The following is a 16,068-nucleotide window of genomic DNA, read 5'->3' as shown; positions in this document are numbered from 1 at the left end:
ATGCGTTGGATTGCATACATCATTGTGATAATATTGTGGCTTATTGCTTCCAGGCAACAGGTGGTGACCTGACCAGTGCGCTCGCATGTGCAGGAACATGCGGACGTATATGCCGCGACTAAAAGCTAAAAGTTAAAGGCTAATAGCGGTGAGCTATTAGCCTTTAGCCAACATCATCTGGGATCTAAACCGGTAAGTATTTCACTGATGATACCAGCGTTGTATAGCAGATTATCCTGTGGTCCAAGCATAGCGATATGCTCTCCCTTGCCCTGATGAACCGTAACATGACCGGTAACAGCTCCTTCCCAATAGTATTCTTTTTCTTCTTCGGCCTTTATCAGGTGAATATTGGATGGAATACAGCCATCATTCACCAGCTCATCTACGTAAGCAGTAAAAAGATAAGTGTCTTCCACTAGTTTTTCTACATATACTTCATTATCGTTTGCCAGGTGGTTCTGAGAGAGCGCGTCGAGCAAGGCGGCTTTGATGGCCTCTTTGCTTTCGCCAAGACTTCCCATTTTTTCCTTTCTGCGGATTACATCAATCATGATGATATGAGGTACGGCATGCCCTTTTTTGATGAGTGCTTTGGCTACTTCATAAGCCAGGTTTCCACCGGCAGAATATCCCAACAGTATGTACGGCCCTTGTGGCTGTACTTTTTCGATGAGGGAAGTATAAATATCTATCCTGCTATCATCATGAATATAATTGAAGCTGTAAAGTGAGTGTGAATCTACAACTGTAGAAAGCCTGCTGTACGCTAACCCTTGTCCCATTGCCGGGGGAAAGAGAAACAGATGCTGTTTTCTGGCAGGGGAGAGCAGTGTTATGTGCCGGTCTCCGGAGCCGTTTTCATGCCGGTTGTTTGCAATAAGCGCGCTTAATGCCTGTATGGTTTGTGCTTTGAAGAGGTCTGTCAGCGTAAGGTCTGCGTTAAAGTGCTGATTGATACGTCCTGCTACTGCTACCGCCTTCATGGAATGCCCGCCGATTTCAAAGAAGTTATCGCGGGTTCCAATAGGAGTGGTACCTAATACTTCCTGCCAGATAGCGACCAGCCGTTCTTCCGTTTCACCGGAAGGAGCGACATAAGGCGTACTGCTATGTAGCGTCCTGTCTGGTTCGGGCAATGCTTTCAGGTCTGTTTTACCGTTGGGGGTAACCGGCATTTTTTGCAGTTGTATGAAGTACGCCGGTATCATATAGTCTGGCAGTTGTGCTGAAAGCAGGGTTCTTATTTCGGCGGCGGAATAGTCCTGCCCGGCAGTAAAGTAGGCACAGAGGTATTTGTCGGCCTGCTTATCTGTTCTTGCGATTACACAGGTATCTTTTATGCCTGGTAATTTGCTCATCACTGCGGCTATTTCTCCGGGTTCTATGCGGTAACCTCTTATCTTTATCTGCTGATCTATTCTACCCAGGAACTTAATTTCACCGTTGCTTGTCCAGCAGGCGAGGTCTCCTGTCCGGTATATTTTCTCTCCATTTACAAGTGGGTGATCTGTAAATTTTTTGCTGTTTAGTTCCGGGCTGTTCAGATAACCTCTTGCCAGCGAATCGCCTGCTACGCATAGCTCTCCCGGTATGCCTGCGGGGAGCACCTGATTCCACTGATCCATGATATAGATGCTGGTGTTGGCCATAGGGGTACCGATGGTATCCTCTCCTTTACTGCATTTTTTTGCTGTGGCATTTACGGTTGTTTCCGTAGGTCCGTAGATGTTATAGAGAGCATATCCTTTGTCCAGCACGCTGTCTTTCAGTGCCTCGTCCAGTTTTTCGGCGCCGGTAATGATCACGCGCAGGCTTTCCAGCGGTTCATTATCTACGATGTAATCCTGCAGGAGAGTAGGGACTATTTCTGCCACATTTATCTGATGCTCTTTAATAAATGCAGTGAATCTGGCCTTATCCATTTTATCTGCCGTTGGTATGATATAGATCCCTGCACCACTCAGTAAAGGAACGATGATTTCTTCCACGGAAACATCGAAGCCGATGCTGGTCATTTGCAATACACGCCGGTTGGTTTGCAGGTTATGTTCCCTGTTGAACCAGGTGGCGAGGTTGATTACGCCTTTGTGCGCTATCATCACTCCTTTGGGAATGCCTGTGGAGCCGGACGTATAGATTACGTAGGCCAGGTGATGGGGCGCTGAAAGGGAGTTGTCAAAATTATCCGGGCTTTTCTGTTGCAGCATATCCGTGATTGATTCCCGTATGATAAACTCATGCTGGTTGTTGTCTTCGAGATACGTTACATTATGTCCTGGTAAGGCGGCATTTTCTGTGAGTACCAGCGTTACGCCTGCGTCTCTGAGCATGGCGAGAATACGGTCGTCCGGCAGCCCGGGTACGATGGGCAGATATGCGGCGCCGGATTTTAGTATAGCCATGAGCGTTATGACCATGCTGGCAGATCTTTCCATCATCAGGCCGATGATATTGTCGGGGCCTGCGCCTTTTTCCCGTAGTACTTTTGCCAGTTGGTTGGCCTGCTCATTGAGTTGTCTGTAAGTAACGGATTCTCCATTGTGTACGATGGCAATGGCATCCGGCTGTTGTGCAGCTACCTGTTCAAAGCGTTGGTGTATGGTAAGGTGCCGGGGATAATCCATTGCCGTATTATTGAAGCGGCTGGTTATTTCCAGTATTTCGGCAGGCGTTGTCAGCGGAATATCTTTCAGGAGAATATCCGGCTGATCCAGTACGTATTTAAGGATGTGCAGGTAGTGTTCTCCCATTCTTCTGACGGTACCGGGTCTGAATAAACGGGTACTGTAATTAACGGCCAGCCTGCTTTTACCGGCATGCTCGTTGATGCTGAATGCGAGGTCGAATTTAGCTGTATTTGCTTTCTGTTCATAGGGTGATAATTCAAAGTCATTCGTTTTTAAACGCAACTCACCGATGTGTTGATAGGAAAACATGGTATCGAACAGCGGGTTTCTGCTCAGATCCCTTTTTATATTGAGATCGTCCAGCAGTTCTTCAAACTGATAATCCTGATGCACCACGCCGTTGATCAGATTGTCTTTTACCCGGTTGAGAAAATTGCTGAACGAGATTTCTCCGGCAGGTTGATTCCGCAGGACGATTGTGTTTACGAATAGACCAACTATGCTGTCGAGGCCAGCTTTTGTTCTGCCGGCTACCGGTGTGCCTACTGCGATGTCTTCCTGTCCGGCATATTTTGCCAGCAGTATGTTGTAAGCGGCGAAGGCGATCATAAAGGCAGTAGCGCTATGGCTGATGGCACGCTGTTTCAGTTGCGCCATCAGGGCGGCGTCTATATCGAGGAATATTTCATCTCCTTCGAAACTTTGTACTGCGGGCCGTGGAAAATCTGTCTGGAGGCTCAATGCAGGTATCCCGCCCTTGTCTGGAGAAAATTGCTGCAACCAGTAGTCGCGTTGTTTCCTTTGCTCCGGACTATCTTTTTGTGCATGCTGCCATGCTGCGTAGTCTTTATAAGTAATAGGAGGTAGCGGCAATGTTATGCCGTCATACAGGGAGTTTAGTTCGTTCAGCAGTATATCCATCGTTACACCGTCTGCGATGATGTGGTGCATATCCAGGAGCAGTAACTGTGTTCCATCGTCTGCCAGCTGTAGCAGTGCGCCGCGGATCAGCGGTGCATTACTGAGGCGGAAGGGTTGTATGAAGTTAATGGTACAGGCGTTGACTTCTTCCGGTGATACGGTCATGCGTTGTAAGTGAAAAGCGGCTTGCGCAGCAATCTGTTGTACGGGTTCTCCGTTTACTATACTGAACGATGTTCTGAATGCCTCATGCCGTTGAATTAGTGCCTGTATGGCTTGCTCCAGGCGATCGGGGTCTATTTTACCTTTTACGCGGGCAACAAACGGAATGTTATAGGCGGTGCTGCTGTCTTCAAACTGATCCAGGATATAGAGCCTTTTTTGTGCGGACGACAGCGCATAGTGCGTATGTGGCGCCAACGGCGTAATGGGCGTATGTGTGGATTTCGAGAGGGTATCAATACTGGTTGCCAGTTGCCGGATGTTACGCAGCAGGAATATCTGCTTCAGGGGTACTTCCACCTGGAATTCCTGTTGGAGTTTTACTGCGAGCAGGGAGGCTTTCAGGGAATGACCGCCGGTTTCAAAGAAATCATCCAGCGCTCCCGGATGTGAGACATTCAGTATTTCGCCCCAGATTGCTGCCAGCCGTACCTCTGTGATTGTAGCGGGGGCTGCATGTTCCTCCTGGTCATTTGCGTTGTTTTCCGGTAATGGCAATGCTTTACGGTCTACCTTACCATTGGAGGTGAGCGGTATTTTTTCCAGTATCATGATATAAGCCGGAATCATGTATGCGGGTAGGATTCCTGCCAGATATGCTTTTGCAGCTGTTGCGGACAATGCCGTACCGGCGATATAGGCGGTCAGGTATTGTTCGTTGTGGGTGTTGGTATACACTGTTACGGCAGCCTGTTGTATCTGCGGATGACTTAAAAGGCGGCTTTCGATCTCTCCCGGTTCTACCCTGTATCCGCGTATTTTTACCTGATGGTCTGTTCTTCCGGTGTAGATGATATTTCCATCCTGGCGCCAGTGTCCCAGGTCGCCGGTACGGTACATACGCTCGCCACTTACAAATGGATCGGGTTCAAATTTGCTGCTGGTAAGCGTTTTATTACCGATGTAGCCCCTGCCAACATTGTGGCCGGCGATACAGATCTCCCCTGTGATACCGGGAGGCTGGAGGCGGCGGTACTGATCAAAGATGTAGATGCGGTTGTTGCCTACCGGCTTACCGATGGGAGGTATCTCCACCAGGTCTCCTGATTGATGCAGGGTATACGTGGTAGCTACGTGCGTTTCTGACGGGCCGTAATGATTGTGCAATACAACACCGGATGTGCGGATATATGCCTGCAGGAGATCTGATACAACCAGTTGTTCTCCCGCAGTAATGATATGTTTTATGCAGGAGGGGAACTGCTGTACGAACTGTTCCTGTCCGAAGAGGAATTTGAGGTAAGCAGTAGGCAGGAAAATGGTGCTTATTTCATTTTCTCCGATGAAGGAGAGGAGATAAGGCGGTTCTTTTTTCTTTTCTTCATCGATGATATACAAACTGCCGCCTCCCAGTAAGGTGCTGAATATTTCCTGGTAACATACGTCAAAGCACAGGGTGGTAAATTGCAATACCTTGCCGGAGAAGTGCGCGATGTTTTCTTTTTGCTGATAGCGGATGAGATTTACCAGGTTCCTGTGTTCGAGCATCACGCCTTTAGGCCTACCTGTTGTGCCGGAAGTGTATATGACGTATAACAGGTTTTCTCCCGTTATATGTACATCCGGCGGTGCATCGGCGCCGGCTGCCTGTAATGCGGCGGCGAATGTAACGGAAGTAACGGGCAGCGTTACGGACAGGCTTTCGTCCGTCAGTGCTACTTTTGCGCCGCTATCTTCCAGTATGTACCTGATCCTGTCTCCGGGGTACATGGGATCTATTGGTACAATGGCTGCTCCGGCTTTTAAAGCGCCCAGTACGCCCGCTATCATACGGATTGACCTGTTGGCAATAATTGCTACGACGTCCTCTTTTTGGGTACCGTAAGCGCTTAGCCAGGCGGCTATCCGGTTTGCCTGGTGGTTCAGTTCCGCGTATGATATTTCTTCTCCGTCATGCACGATGGCTATCGCTTCAGGTGACTGCATGGCCTGGACTTCAAAGAGCCGGTGTATGGCTGAATGATTGTCTGACGGGAAAGCGGTATCATTGAACGTGTTTAGCTGTTCCACATCTGTTGCAGACAACAACGGCATATCTTTAACGGATATGGCCGGGGTCCGGATAATAGCGGTGAGCAGCGTTTGTATATGCTGTACTATCTGATGGATCTGCGCTTTATCAAATACCTCGCTGTTATAGTTAAACCGCATGGAGAGTTTATCCAGCGGTACAATAATCACATTCAGGTCGTAGTGCGTCTGCTCATAGAATTTAACCCGGTTAATTTTGAGGGAAGCGCCTGCACCATGTTGTTGTTGCAGCAGATTGGCATCTACCGGGAAGTTTTCAAACACCAGTATATGATCGATCAGTTCATTCTTCAGCTCACTCAATTGCTGTACATCGGCCAATGGCAGATAGCTATAGCTATCTGCTGTGAGGGCTGATGATTGCAGGTGTTGTACGAGCTCAATGAAGGTTGTTTCCCCTGCACATTTTATCCGCACGGGTATTGTGTTGATCAGCAACCCTGCCACGTTTGCAACGTCTTTTATCTCAGGTGGCCTGCCGGAGGTAACGGCGCCGAAAACAACATCATTTGTATTACAGTAGCGTTGCAGCAATAAACCCCACACTGCCTGTAAAATGGAGTTGACTGTTACGGCGTATTGAGCTGACAGCTGCTGCATACCGGAGAGGATTGTATCCGGCAGCGTGAAAATATCTTCCGTGACATGATATGCCGCGCTTGTATTCCTGCGTTGTGCCGGTGTTGTTTTGGAGCTGAAGCCTTCCAGGTATGTTTGCCAGAAAGCTGTAGCGGCAGCGGTGTCCCGGGTACTGAGCCAGTGGATGTAGGAGTTGAATTGGGTGGGTGGCGCAGACAGGATACTTTTCCCGGCGGCAACGGCGAGATAAGTTTTCAGCAATGTACTCATGAGGAGAGAAAAGCTCCATCCATCCAGGATAATGTGATGAAAACTGAACATTATGCGGCAGCTATGATCGCCTGTTTTTACCAGGTAAAGCCGTTGCAGCGGGCCTTCGGTCAGTTGATAACCCTGTGTCAGGTCAGCCTGTTGCCATTGTTCCAGGAATGTTGCCTGATCCTGTTTATGCAGATGAGATATATTGCTGTACTGTATTGCCTGGTAACGGGTCTTCAATACCACCTGTTGCGGCGTCTGCATGCCTTTATACACAAAAACGGTGCGGAGTATATCGTGTTTTTGGATGAGTATATTGAAGCTCTTTTCCAGTATGCTGTTATCGAGCAGAGTATCAAGATCCAATACCACCTGATCGGTATAGGCGTAGGATGTGGCATCAGCGATGGTGTGAAATAACATTCCCGCCTGCATGGGAGACAGCCCATATGCCGGTATGTCTGCTATCGGGACATACTCCGGGGAGTCTGCCGGTTGCGTTTCTGTATAAACGATATGCGGGGCCAGTTGTTTAATTACAGGATACCTGAACTGATCTTTGATAGTGATATGGATACCTTGTTGTGCGGCCTTTGCCGCTACCTGTATTGCTTTGATGGAATCGCCGCCCAGGCGGAAAAAAGAGTCACCGGTACTGATGGGGGTAATATCCAATACTTCCTCCCATATCTTTACCAGTATTTTTTCTGCGTGCGTTTGCGGCGCTTCATAGGGTACCCCGGAGCCGGGCGCTCCTGAGATGTCCGGCTCCGGCAGGGCTTTGCGGTCTGCCTTCCCGTTGGGAGATAAAGGCATTTTATCCAGCTGTATGAAATAAGCCGGTACCATGTATTCGGGTAGTTCCAATAGCAAGTGTTCACGCAGTACTTCTCCGGCGACAGGCTGTGTGGTGGTGAGATATGCGCAAAGGTATTTTTCGCGGTGCTTATTCTCTTTTGTCAATACGACCGCTTCCTTCACCCATGCATGCCGTAAAAGCTGTTGCTCTATTTCGCCCAGTTCTATACGGAAACCTCTGATCTTTACCTGGTGATCTGTACGTCCGATATATTCTATATTACCATCAGGCAGCCAGCGGGCGAGGTCACCGGTACGGTACATTCTTTCTCCTTTGAAGAAGGGATCAGGCAGGAATTTTTCTTTTGTGAGATCCGGCCGGTTCAGATAGCCTATACCCACGCCCACACCTGAAATATATAGTTCGCCTGCCACACCTTCCGGCTGGAGCTGCTGCTGATCATCCAGTATATAGAGCCTGATATTATCAATCGGTTTCCCGATCGGAACGGTGTCGGTTATTGCGCCTGGCGTGCAATCGAACCAGGATACATCCACCGCTGCTTCCGTAGGCCCGTAGAGGTTATGCAGCGTAGTACCGTATACGTTATATAGCAATTCATGGAAGGCGGACACCTGCCTGACCTGTAATGCTTCCCCGCTGGCAAATACCCGCCGCAGGGAGGAGAGGTTCCATTTGCCGGTATTGGCTTGCAGGTAATCGAGCGATACATTCAGCATGGACGGTACAAAGTGCAGTACAGTGATATGTTGCTGCCCGATGGTTTCCATGATCACCTGCGGATCTTTTTCACCTTCCGGTTCCAGGAAATACGCGGACGCTCCGGCAAATGCCCACCAGAACAGTTCCCATACAGATACATCAAATGTGTAAGGCGTTTTTTGCAGTATCACATCCTGCGGTGTAAGCGGGTATTTATGCTGCATCCAGTGTATGCGGTTCACTGCAGCGCGGTGAGAGAGCATGGCGCCCTTGGGTTTGCCGGTAGATCCGGAGGTATATATCACATAGGCAGGATCGGTGGGATGGATACCTGCGTCTATATTACCGGTATCTCCCTGATAAAGTTGTTCGTCTTCCAGGTTAATGCATATCCCGTTAAAGGATATTTTATGCAGGTGTGCGGTTTGTGTGAGCAGTATGGTTGCGCCACTGTCTTCCAGCATATATTTTATCCGGTCTGCCGGATATTCAGGGCTGATGGGAAGATATGCGCCGCCTGCTTTTAATATGGCGAATATGCCTGTGGGCATTTCCAGCGACCGGTCTGTAAACATGGCTACGATGCTGCCGCGTTGTACGCCTTTTGCCTGTAATACTTTAGCCAGCTGGTTGGCCCGCCGGTTTAGTGTTTCGTAGGAGAGGTGTTTGTCTGCGAAGGCTACCGCGATATTATCCGGCGCGCGCAGGGTTTGTTCCTCAAATATCTGTGGCAGTGTTTTGTGGGCCGGAAAATCTTTTTGGGTATCATTGAGCGTATAGAGCAGTTTCCTTTTCTCTGCGCCGGAGGTGATGTCAATAGCGCTGATTAACGTATCCGGATTATCCGTTATGGCGTTCAGCAACCGGATGAAGTGTCCGGCCATTCTTTCTATGGTGGATGGTTTGAAAAGCCGGCTACTGTATTCGAAGCGCAAACTGATCTCTTCTCCGGTTTCCGTTGCTTCCAGCGTAAGATCGAATTTTGATACCTGGTGCGCCGTTGGATGGGGCAGGAGTGTAAAGTCCGTAGTAGTGATAACCGGCAGCGGTTGCGGCTGTACTACAAACAGAACGTCGAACAATGGATTCCTGCTGACATCCCTGGGGATGTTAAGTTGTTCTGTCAGCGTTTCCATTGGATAGGAAGGATGATCAAACGCCTGTGTAACGATTTGTTTTACTGCTGCCAGGAAGGTGCGGAATGTTTTTGTTTTCTGCGGATAGTTTCTGAGTGGCAGCGTATGTACGAACATACCGATCAATGACTGAAGGTCTGCATGTGGCCTTTGGGTTACGGGGGAGCCAATAACAATATCTTCCTGTCCGCTATATTTTGAAAGTAAAACATTATATGCTGCGAGTAGCATCATGTATAATGTGACTTTCTGATTTGTGGCCAGCTGCCTGATCTTCTCCGTGGTGGCGGCATCTATCCTGCAATAAAAATTGGCTCCTTCAAAATGCTGAACTGGGGGGCGTTTAAAATCGGTGGGTAATTGCAGTACGGGAATATCTCCTTCAAACTGCTGCAGCCACCAGGATGCCTCCCGGATGCGGGCCTGCGGTGCATTTCCATGCTGCCAGACGGCGTAATCCTTATATTGTAATGGTAACGCAGGCAGGTTGTCATTTTCGTACAGGCGGAACAATTCGTGCAGGAAAATTTCGACAGACAGCCCGTCTGAAATGATATGATGCATGTCCAGCAGCAGGAGGCTTTTATCTGAAGTGACCGGCACCAGTCCGCATCGCAGCAGCGGTGCGAATGAGAGGTTGAAGGGCTGTATAAATGCGGTGGTACAAATAGCTAACGCGCGCTCTTCATCTGTTTCTTCAGCGGGGAGGTTGATAACGGCTATGTTGAAATCAATATCATCATGTATTTGCTGATAAACCTCTCCGTTTTCCAGACTGAATGATGTTCTCAGGCTTTCCTGGCGCGCTATCAACCGTTTGAAAGCCACTTGTAAGCGTTCTGTATCTACGTGGCCGTGCAGCATGAAAGTACCGGACATGTTATATGCTGTAGCGGCGCCTTCCAGTTGTTGTAATATGAACAGTCTTTTTTGTGCAGGCGATACGGGGTAGCGGGTGGCTGCCGGTGCGGGCAGTATATCTGTAGGGGAGGCTGTAGTATGGGTTCTTGCGTCGAGTACCAGTCCCAGTTCGCGTATGGTGGTCAGGGTAAAGATATCGGAGGTTTCCATGGGAAGCCCGGCGGCACGGGCCATATTCACCAGTTGAATATTGGTGATGGAGTTTCCGCCCAGCATAAAGAAGTCGTCAGTGACACCTATCTGCACGCCGTTAAAAAGTGCTGACCATATGGCGGCCAGCCGGATGGTTACCGGGGTGCCGGGCGCAATGTAGTGATTGCCTGTATGCACGGTATCCGGCCGGGGCAGCGCTTTTTTATCTACTTTGCCGTTAGCAGTAAGTGGTAGTGTTTCCAGCTGATGCCATACTGCAGGTATCATATATGCGGGCAGTTTTTCAGACAGGAATTCCGTTAACACTGTCTTGTCAGCAGCTGTACCGGGGGCTGTGACGTAATAGGCCGCCAGGTAGTTTTCGCCCTGGTCATCCTGCCATACCTTTACTGTACAATCCTGCACGTCAGGGTGTGAAATGATAACGGCTTCTATCTCTCCCTGTTCAATACGGAAACCTCTTACCTTCACCTGGTCATCTGTCCGGGACTGAAACCGCAGCTGGTAGTCTGTTCCTATTGCTACGTAGTCGCCTGTTTTATATACATGGGTTGTACCTGATGACAAGGGCAGTGACAGAAAGTTCTCCGCGGTTTTTTCAGGGAGGCGGTGATAGCCTCTGGCGAGGCATTTACCGCCAATATATAATTCGCCGGGTAATTCAAATCCGGCGGGGTAGCCGAACCTGTCTAATATATAGAAAGCGGTATGGCGTATTGGCGTACCAATTGAAATGCTTTTTTGAGCAGGTGTTACTTTTTCAACGGAAGCCCATACGGTGGCTTCCGTAGGACCGTACATGTTCCATAGCTCCACTTGCGGGTATTGCTGAAAGGACTGATGTAATGAAAGGGGAAGCGCTTCACCTCCGCATAGGGCTTTGAAAGGGCTGACTGGTTGCCAGTTTGCCAGGAACATCATTTTCCAGGTGGCTGGCGTAGCCTGCATGGTGGTAACCTGATGTTGGGTAATGAGTTGTTGCAGGCGGAAGGCGTCTCTGGCTTCGCCGGAGGCGGCCATTACAACCGTGCCGCCGGTGAGCAGCGGCAGGTATAGTTCCAGCACATGAATATCAAAACTGATGGTAGTAACAGCCAGCAGTGTATCCTTTTCCGTTAGTCCGGGTCTGGCGGCCATTGCTTCCAGGAAGTTAATTACACTGCCGTGTGTAATATCCACTCCTTTGGGAATGCCGGTAGAGCCGGAGGTGTAGATGATGTAAGCCAGATCGGCGGCGGCTGGCACAGGCAGTGTACCTGTTACAGGTGCAGCGGCCATTATTTCATCATAAGTGCCTGTTTGCAGGGAGGCATGTCTGAATTTGCTGCGATAATCATTTTGTGTGATTACCAGCAGGCAACCGGCATTTTCAACGATGGTGGCGATCCTTTCTTCCGGATATTCCGGATCAAGCGGGACATAGGCACTGCCGGCCTTCCAGATGGCCAGCAGGCTAACGAGCAGGCCAGCGCAGCGGTCCATGCAAACGGCTATGGGGACGTCTTTTCCTGCTCCCTGTTTTTGCAGCCAGTAAGCTATATGATCGGATTGCTCTTGTAGCTGGGAGTAGGTGAGTACCTCATCGCCGGCAATCAATGCAGTTTTGTCTGCAAAGCGACGCGTGGCATCCTGTAATGCCGTAATGAATGTAGGAAAGACTTCCGGGGTGCTTACCGGTTGCTGATTGATTTTCAGTAATTGCTGTTGTTCCTCAGCAGGCAGCCAGTCCAGGTTGCGTATAGGCGTACCGGCATTTAACGGTATATAGTTGATGAGGTGTGTGAGGCGTGCTGCTATCATTTCACCTGCGGCGGCATTGAAATAACTTTGATGGAGTTGTATATCAAACAATACAGGTTCGTTCTGTTGGTATTCTCTTACAAAGAGGTTGAAGGGTTGTGTATCATGTTCGTGGGTAAAGGTGACGGGGATTATTTTATCGATGCCTGTTGCGGTGATGTCGTAATCGAATTTTTCATAAGAAAAGGAAACGTCAAAGAGTTGTTCACGTCCTTTGGAGAACAGTTGCAGGCCGCGGTGTATTTGTCCCAGGGAGTAGCCCTGGTAGCGATAGTCCTGTTTCTGATTTTGTTTGATTTCGTTGAGCAGTTCATTAAAGGTAAGGTCTGTGCCGAAGGAGAAGCGGGCAGGGGTGGTGCTGACAAACAGGCCCAGTACTTTTTTGAAGCGGGCATTGGTGCGGTTGTGTACGGGGAGGCCGATCACCAGTTCGTCTGTCTGGTATGCGCGGGTGAAATATACGTACAGTAATCCCAGCAATACATGAAATACACTGGCTTTATTATCTGTGGCCAGTTGTACGAGTTGCTGGTATTGTGCATAGGGTACTTCCAGCTGATAGCGGTTGCTTAGGGCGGATGATGCGTCCTTGTAGGGGCTCAGCAATGGCGCCGGGAGCGTGTGAAACTTGTTTTGCCAGTATTCCTGTTGTTGCCGGATGGTACCGGTGTTTTGAAGGGCGGTATTGATTTCTTTGACAGCATCATGGAAATGAAAGGAAGCAGCAGCGGGTGCGGAGCCTTCATAGGCAGCTGCCAGGCGTTGGATGAAAAGGGAAAATCCCCATCCATCCATGATAAGGTGATGTGTTTTGATGTATATCAGACAGTCGTCGTCGGATAGCTTAACGATGATGATCTTATATAATTTATTTTCCAGGGAGAAAGGAATGCCGAAATCATTTTTTAGCCAGGATAAAGCAGCAGCAAGTGGTTCCGGATATTCGCCGAAGTCTTTATGTGGTATGTTTGTTTCCTGTTCATCTGTCTGATATTGTACAGGGTTATTTTCGCTGGTATCGAGTCTTGTACGGAATGCAGGTTCGTGATTGATAATATCCAGTATTACTTTTTCCAGCCGGCCGTGATTCAAGCGGCCTTTTAACTGATAATAGCCTCCGATAACATAGAACGGAGCGTTGGGATGACGTTGCTGGTGTAGGTAGATGTCGAGCTGGGCTGGTGTCAGAGATAGCCTTTCTGATGAAACCTGGTGTATCATGAGGTGATATTGTTAGTTGGTTCCATTTTTTCCGGGCCTTCTGTGGAGGAGGTGTAAGCCAGCCAGAGAGAAGGCCCGGAAATATGGAACTGATTATTTAATAAACTACCGGCAGGTGATGTAATCCGCGGATCAGCATACTGGGCCGCCGGGTTAATGTATCCGGGGGTACCGCCAGGCGGATAGCAGGCAGGCGGTGCAGCAGCGTGCTGATGGCGATGGCGCCTTCCAGGCGTGCGAGTGGTGCGCCGAGGCAGAAGTGGATGCCGTGACCAAAGGAGATATGACGATTATCCGTTCGCGTTATATCGAAGGTATCAGGTTGTGAGAATCTGTTTTCATCGCGGTTAGCGGCTCCTGTCATCAACAATATTTCTTCTCCTTTGGGGATCACCACATCTCCTATGGCAATGTCTTGCAAGGCAAAACGTACAGTGGAAGTAGCAACAGAGGCATCGTAACGCAGCATTTCTTCTACTGCGATTTCGATGAGGGAGGGTGTTAGTTTCAACCTCTCCAATTGTTCAGGGTGTTGCAACAAAGCCAGCATACCGTTGCCGATCAGGTTCACGGTCGTTTCGTGGCCGGCGAGCAGCAACAGGAATACCATTGAAAGTAATTCCTGTTCAGAGAGGTGGTCGCCGGCTTCTTCCACCGCGACGAGGGAGCTGATGAGGTCGTTGGAGGGATGTGCACGTCTTTCTGAAAAGATCTGTTGCAGGTAATTGATAAATCCGTGTGTAGCCTCCTGAACCAATGGCAGGTTTTCTTCCGTTGTATAACCATCGGTGAGGAGGTTAGACCATTTGCGGAACATGTCCTGGTCGTCTGCGGGAATGCCCAGGAGTTCCGCGATTACGGTGAATGGTAACGGGAAGGCGAAGTCATCGATGAGGTCCATCTTTCCGTTGGCGATCACTTTGTCGATCAGCTCATTGGCAATCTGCTGTATGCGTGGGCGGAGTTGCTCGGTGTGTCTTGGCGTGAATGCTTTGTGTACGAGCGTGCGTATGCGGGTATGATCGGGAGGGTCCATCATCAGCATGTGGTGGCTCAGCATGGCCATTGAGTCTATATTGTCAAATGGGAGTGCCGGCAGTTCACCGTCGCTAAGTTGTGCTTTCCCCGGTACTTTTGTGATGCGGTGGTTATCTTTCAGGATAGCCATTACATCGTCGTAACGGGTAACCAGCCATATGGGGTATCCGTTTTCCAGTGTAATACGTTGTACCGGTGCTTCATTGCGCAGGGACGTATAAACGGGGTAGGGATTGCTCACAAATGCGGGATCAAAGAGATCAACGGCGATCTGTGTTTTGCCTGTTACGGGACATTGTTGTTGTTTCATAAATAAAAGTTGTTGATGGCTTTTACCCATGGGGGTGGAATTGTATGAAAAAGGGGCAACCGCAGCATATAAAATGTAAAAAGCAGTGGTATCTCCTTTTTACATTTTATACATCAGGTATGCAGCAACACCGGATCTCAGGCATATGCCGTGATGGAGGCCTCTTTGTTGGAGGCGGCCAGGTTGTCTTCTTTTTTCAGCAGGAAGTTCCCGATGGCCAGGTAATCGATTTTTGTTTTCAGGAATGTTCTGACCGCATCTTCCGGGGTGCAGACGATTGGCTCACGGTCGTTGAATGAAGTGTTGAGCAATACGGGTACGCCGGTTATTTTTTTAAATTCGGTAATCAGCTGATGATACTTTGGGTTGGTGGCAGCTTGTACCTGCTGAATGCGGCAGGTGCCGTCAACGTGTACTACAGCGGGAATATCGTTAGCTTTGGATTTATTGACAGGGTAGGCCATGAGCATAAACCTGGAGGCGATAGCATCTTTACCGATTTCAAACCATGCAGCAGCATCTTCTTCCAGTACGCTGGGACAGAAAGGGCGGTGATCTTCGCGGTGTTTAACGAGGCGGTTCATTCTTTTTATCATATACGGATTTCTGGGGTCGGCGAGTAAGCTTCTGTTGCCGAGTGCGCGCGGGCCGAATTCCATTCTACCCTGGAACCATCCTACTACATTCCCTTCACTGATAAGCCTGGCTACTACTGTTTCAATTTCGTCGATGTGGTGGTAGTTTACCCCGAGACCTTTCAGTGTGTAGATTATTTCCTCATCAGAATAGCCGGGGCCGAGGTAGGTATGTTTCAGTTCAAATGGCTGATAGTGTTCTCCACTGTAGATATTGTAATAGGTATACAGTGCGGCGCCCAGTGAGGTGCCGGCATCGTTGGCGGCGGGTTGTATATAGATGTGTTCGAAGGGTCCTTCCTCGAAAAGTATTTTATTGGCTACGCAGTTGAGCGCTACACCTCCTGCCAGGCAGAGGTTGGGCGATTGGGTAACCTCATGTATATGACGGGTGAGTTCGAGCAGGATGGTGGTGGTGATCTGTTGCAGGCTTGCTGCTATATCCATATGCTCCTGGCGGATTGGTTCATTTGCTTTCCTCCTTGGTATACCGAACAGGTTTTCCAATGCGGTATAGTCCTCAACGCGGAAGCATACTACCAATGGATCTATTTCGAAGCTGTCTTTTCCTGTTTGTATGAATGACTGGAATTGTTTTTCGTAAATGGCGGGATTACCGAAGGATGCGAGGCTCATGATTTTACAGGCGTCGTACTCTGAGTGGCCAAGGTACTTGGCAAATTTCTCCCAC

General features: G+C 49.2%; 3 protein-coding genes. All 3 read right to left on the bottom strand.

The features are described 5' to 3' along the window. Positions 1–173: 173 nt before the first annotated feature. On the bottom strand, positions 174–13,394 hold the full coding sequence (locus tag VM802_RS24615; RefSeq protein WP_325535649.1) for a non-ribosomal peptide synthetase: 13,221 nt from the start codon (positions 13,392–13,394) through the stop codon (positions 174–176). A 97-nt stretch (positions 13,395–13,491) separates the two neighbouring features. Further along, positions 13,492–14,742 (bottom strand): cytochrome P450 family protein, encoded by a 1,251-nt coding sequence (locus tag VM802_RS24610; RefSeq protein ID WP_325535647.1) that lies wholly within the window; start codon positions 14,740–14,742, stop codon positions 13,492–13,494. 137 nt (positions 14,743–14,879) lie between these two features. Next, positions 14,880–16,068: carbamoyltransferase family protein (locus VM802_RS24605; RefSeq protein WP_325535645.1), on the bottom strand; the 1,189-nt coding region annotated here is incomplete at its 5' end.

It is taken from the genome of Chitinophaga sp. (assembly GCF_035538455.1).
Lineage (GTDB): Bacteria > Bacteroidota > Bacteroidia > Chitinophagales > Chitinophagaceae > Chitinophaga.
This window is presented reverse-complemented; position numbering and strand designations above follow the sequence as displayed.

Bases quoted from the DNA above. Each gene is read 5' to 3' on its own strand.
- VM802_RS24615 (WP_325535649.1), bottom strand. From the start codon at position 13,394: ATGATACACCAGGTTTCATCAGAAAGGCTATCTCTGACACCAGCCCAG.
- VM802_RS24610 (WP_325535647.1), bottom strand. From the start codon at position 14,742: ATGAAACAACAACAATGTCCCGTAACAGGCAAAACACAGATCGCCGTT.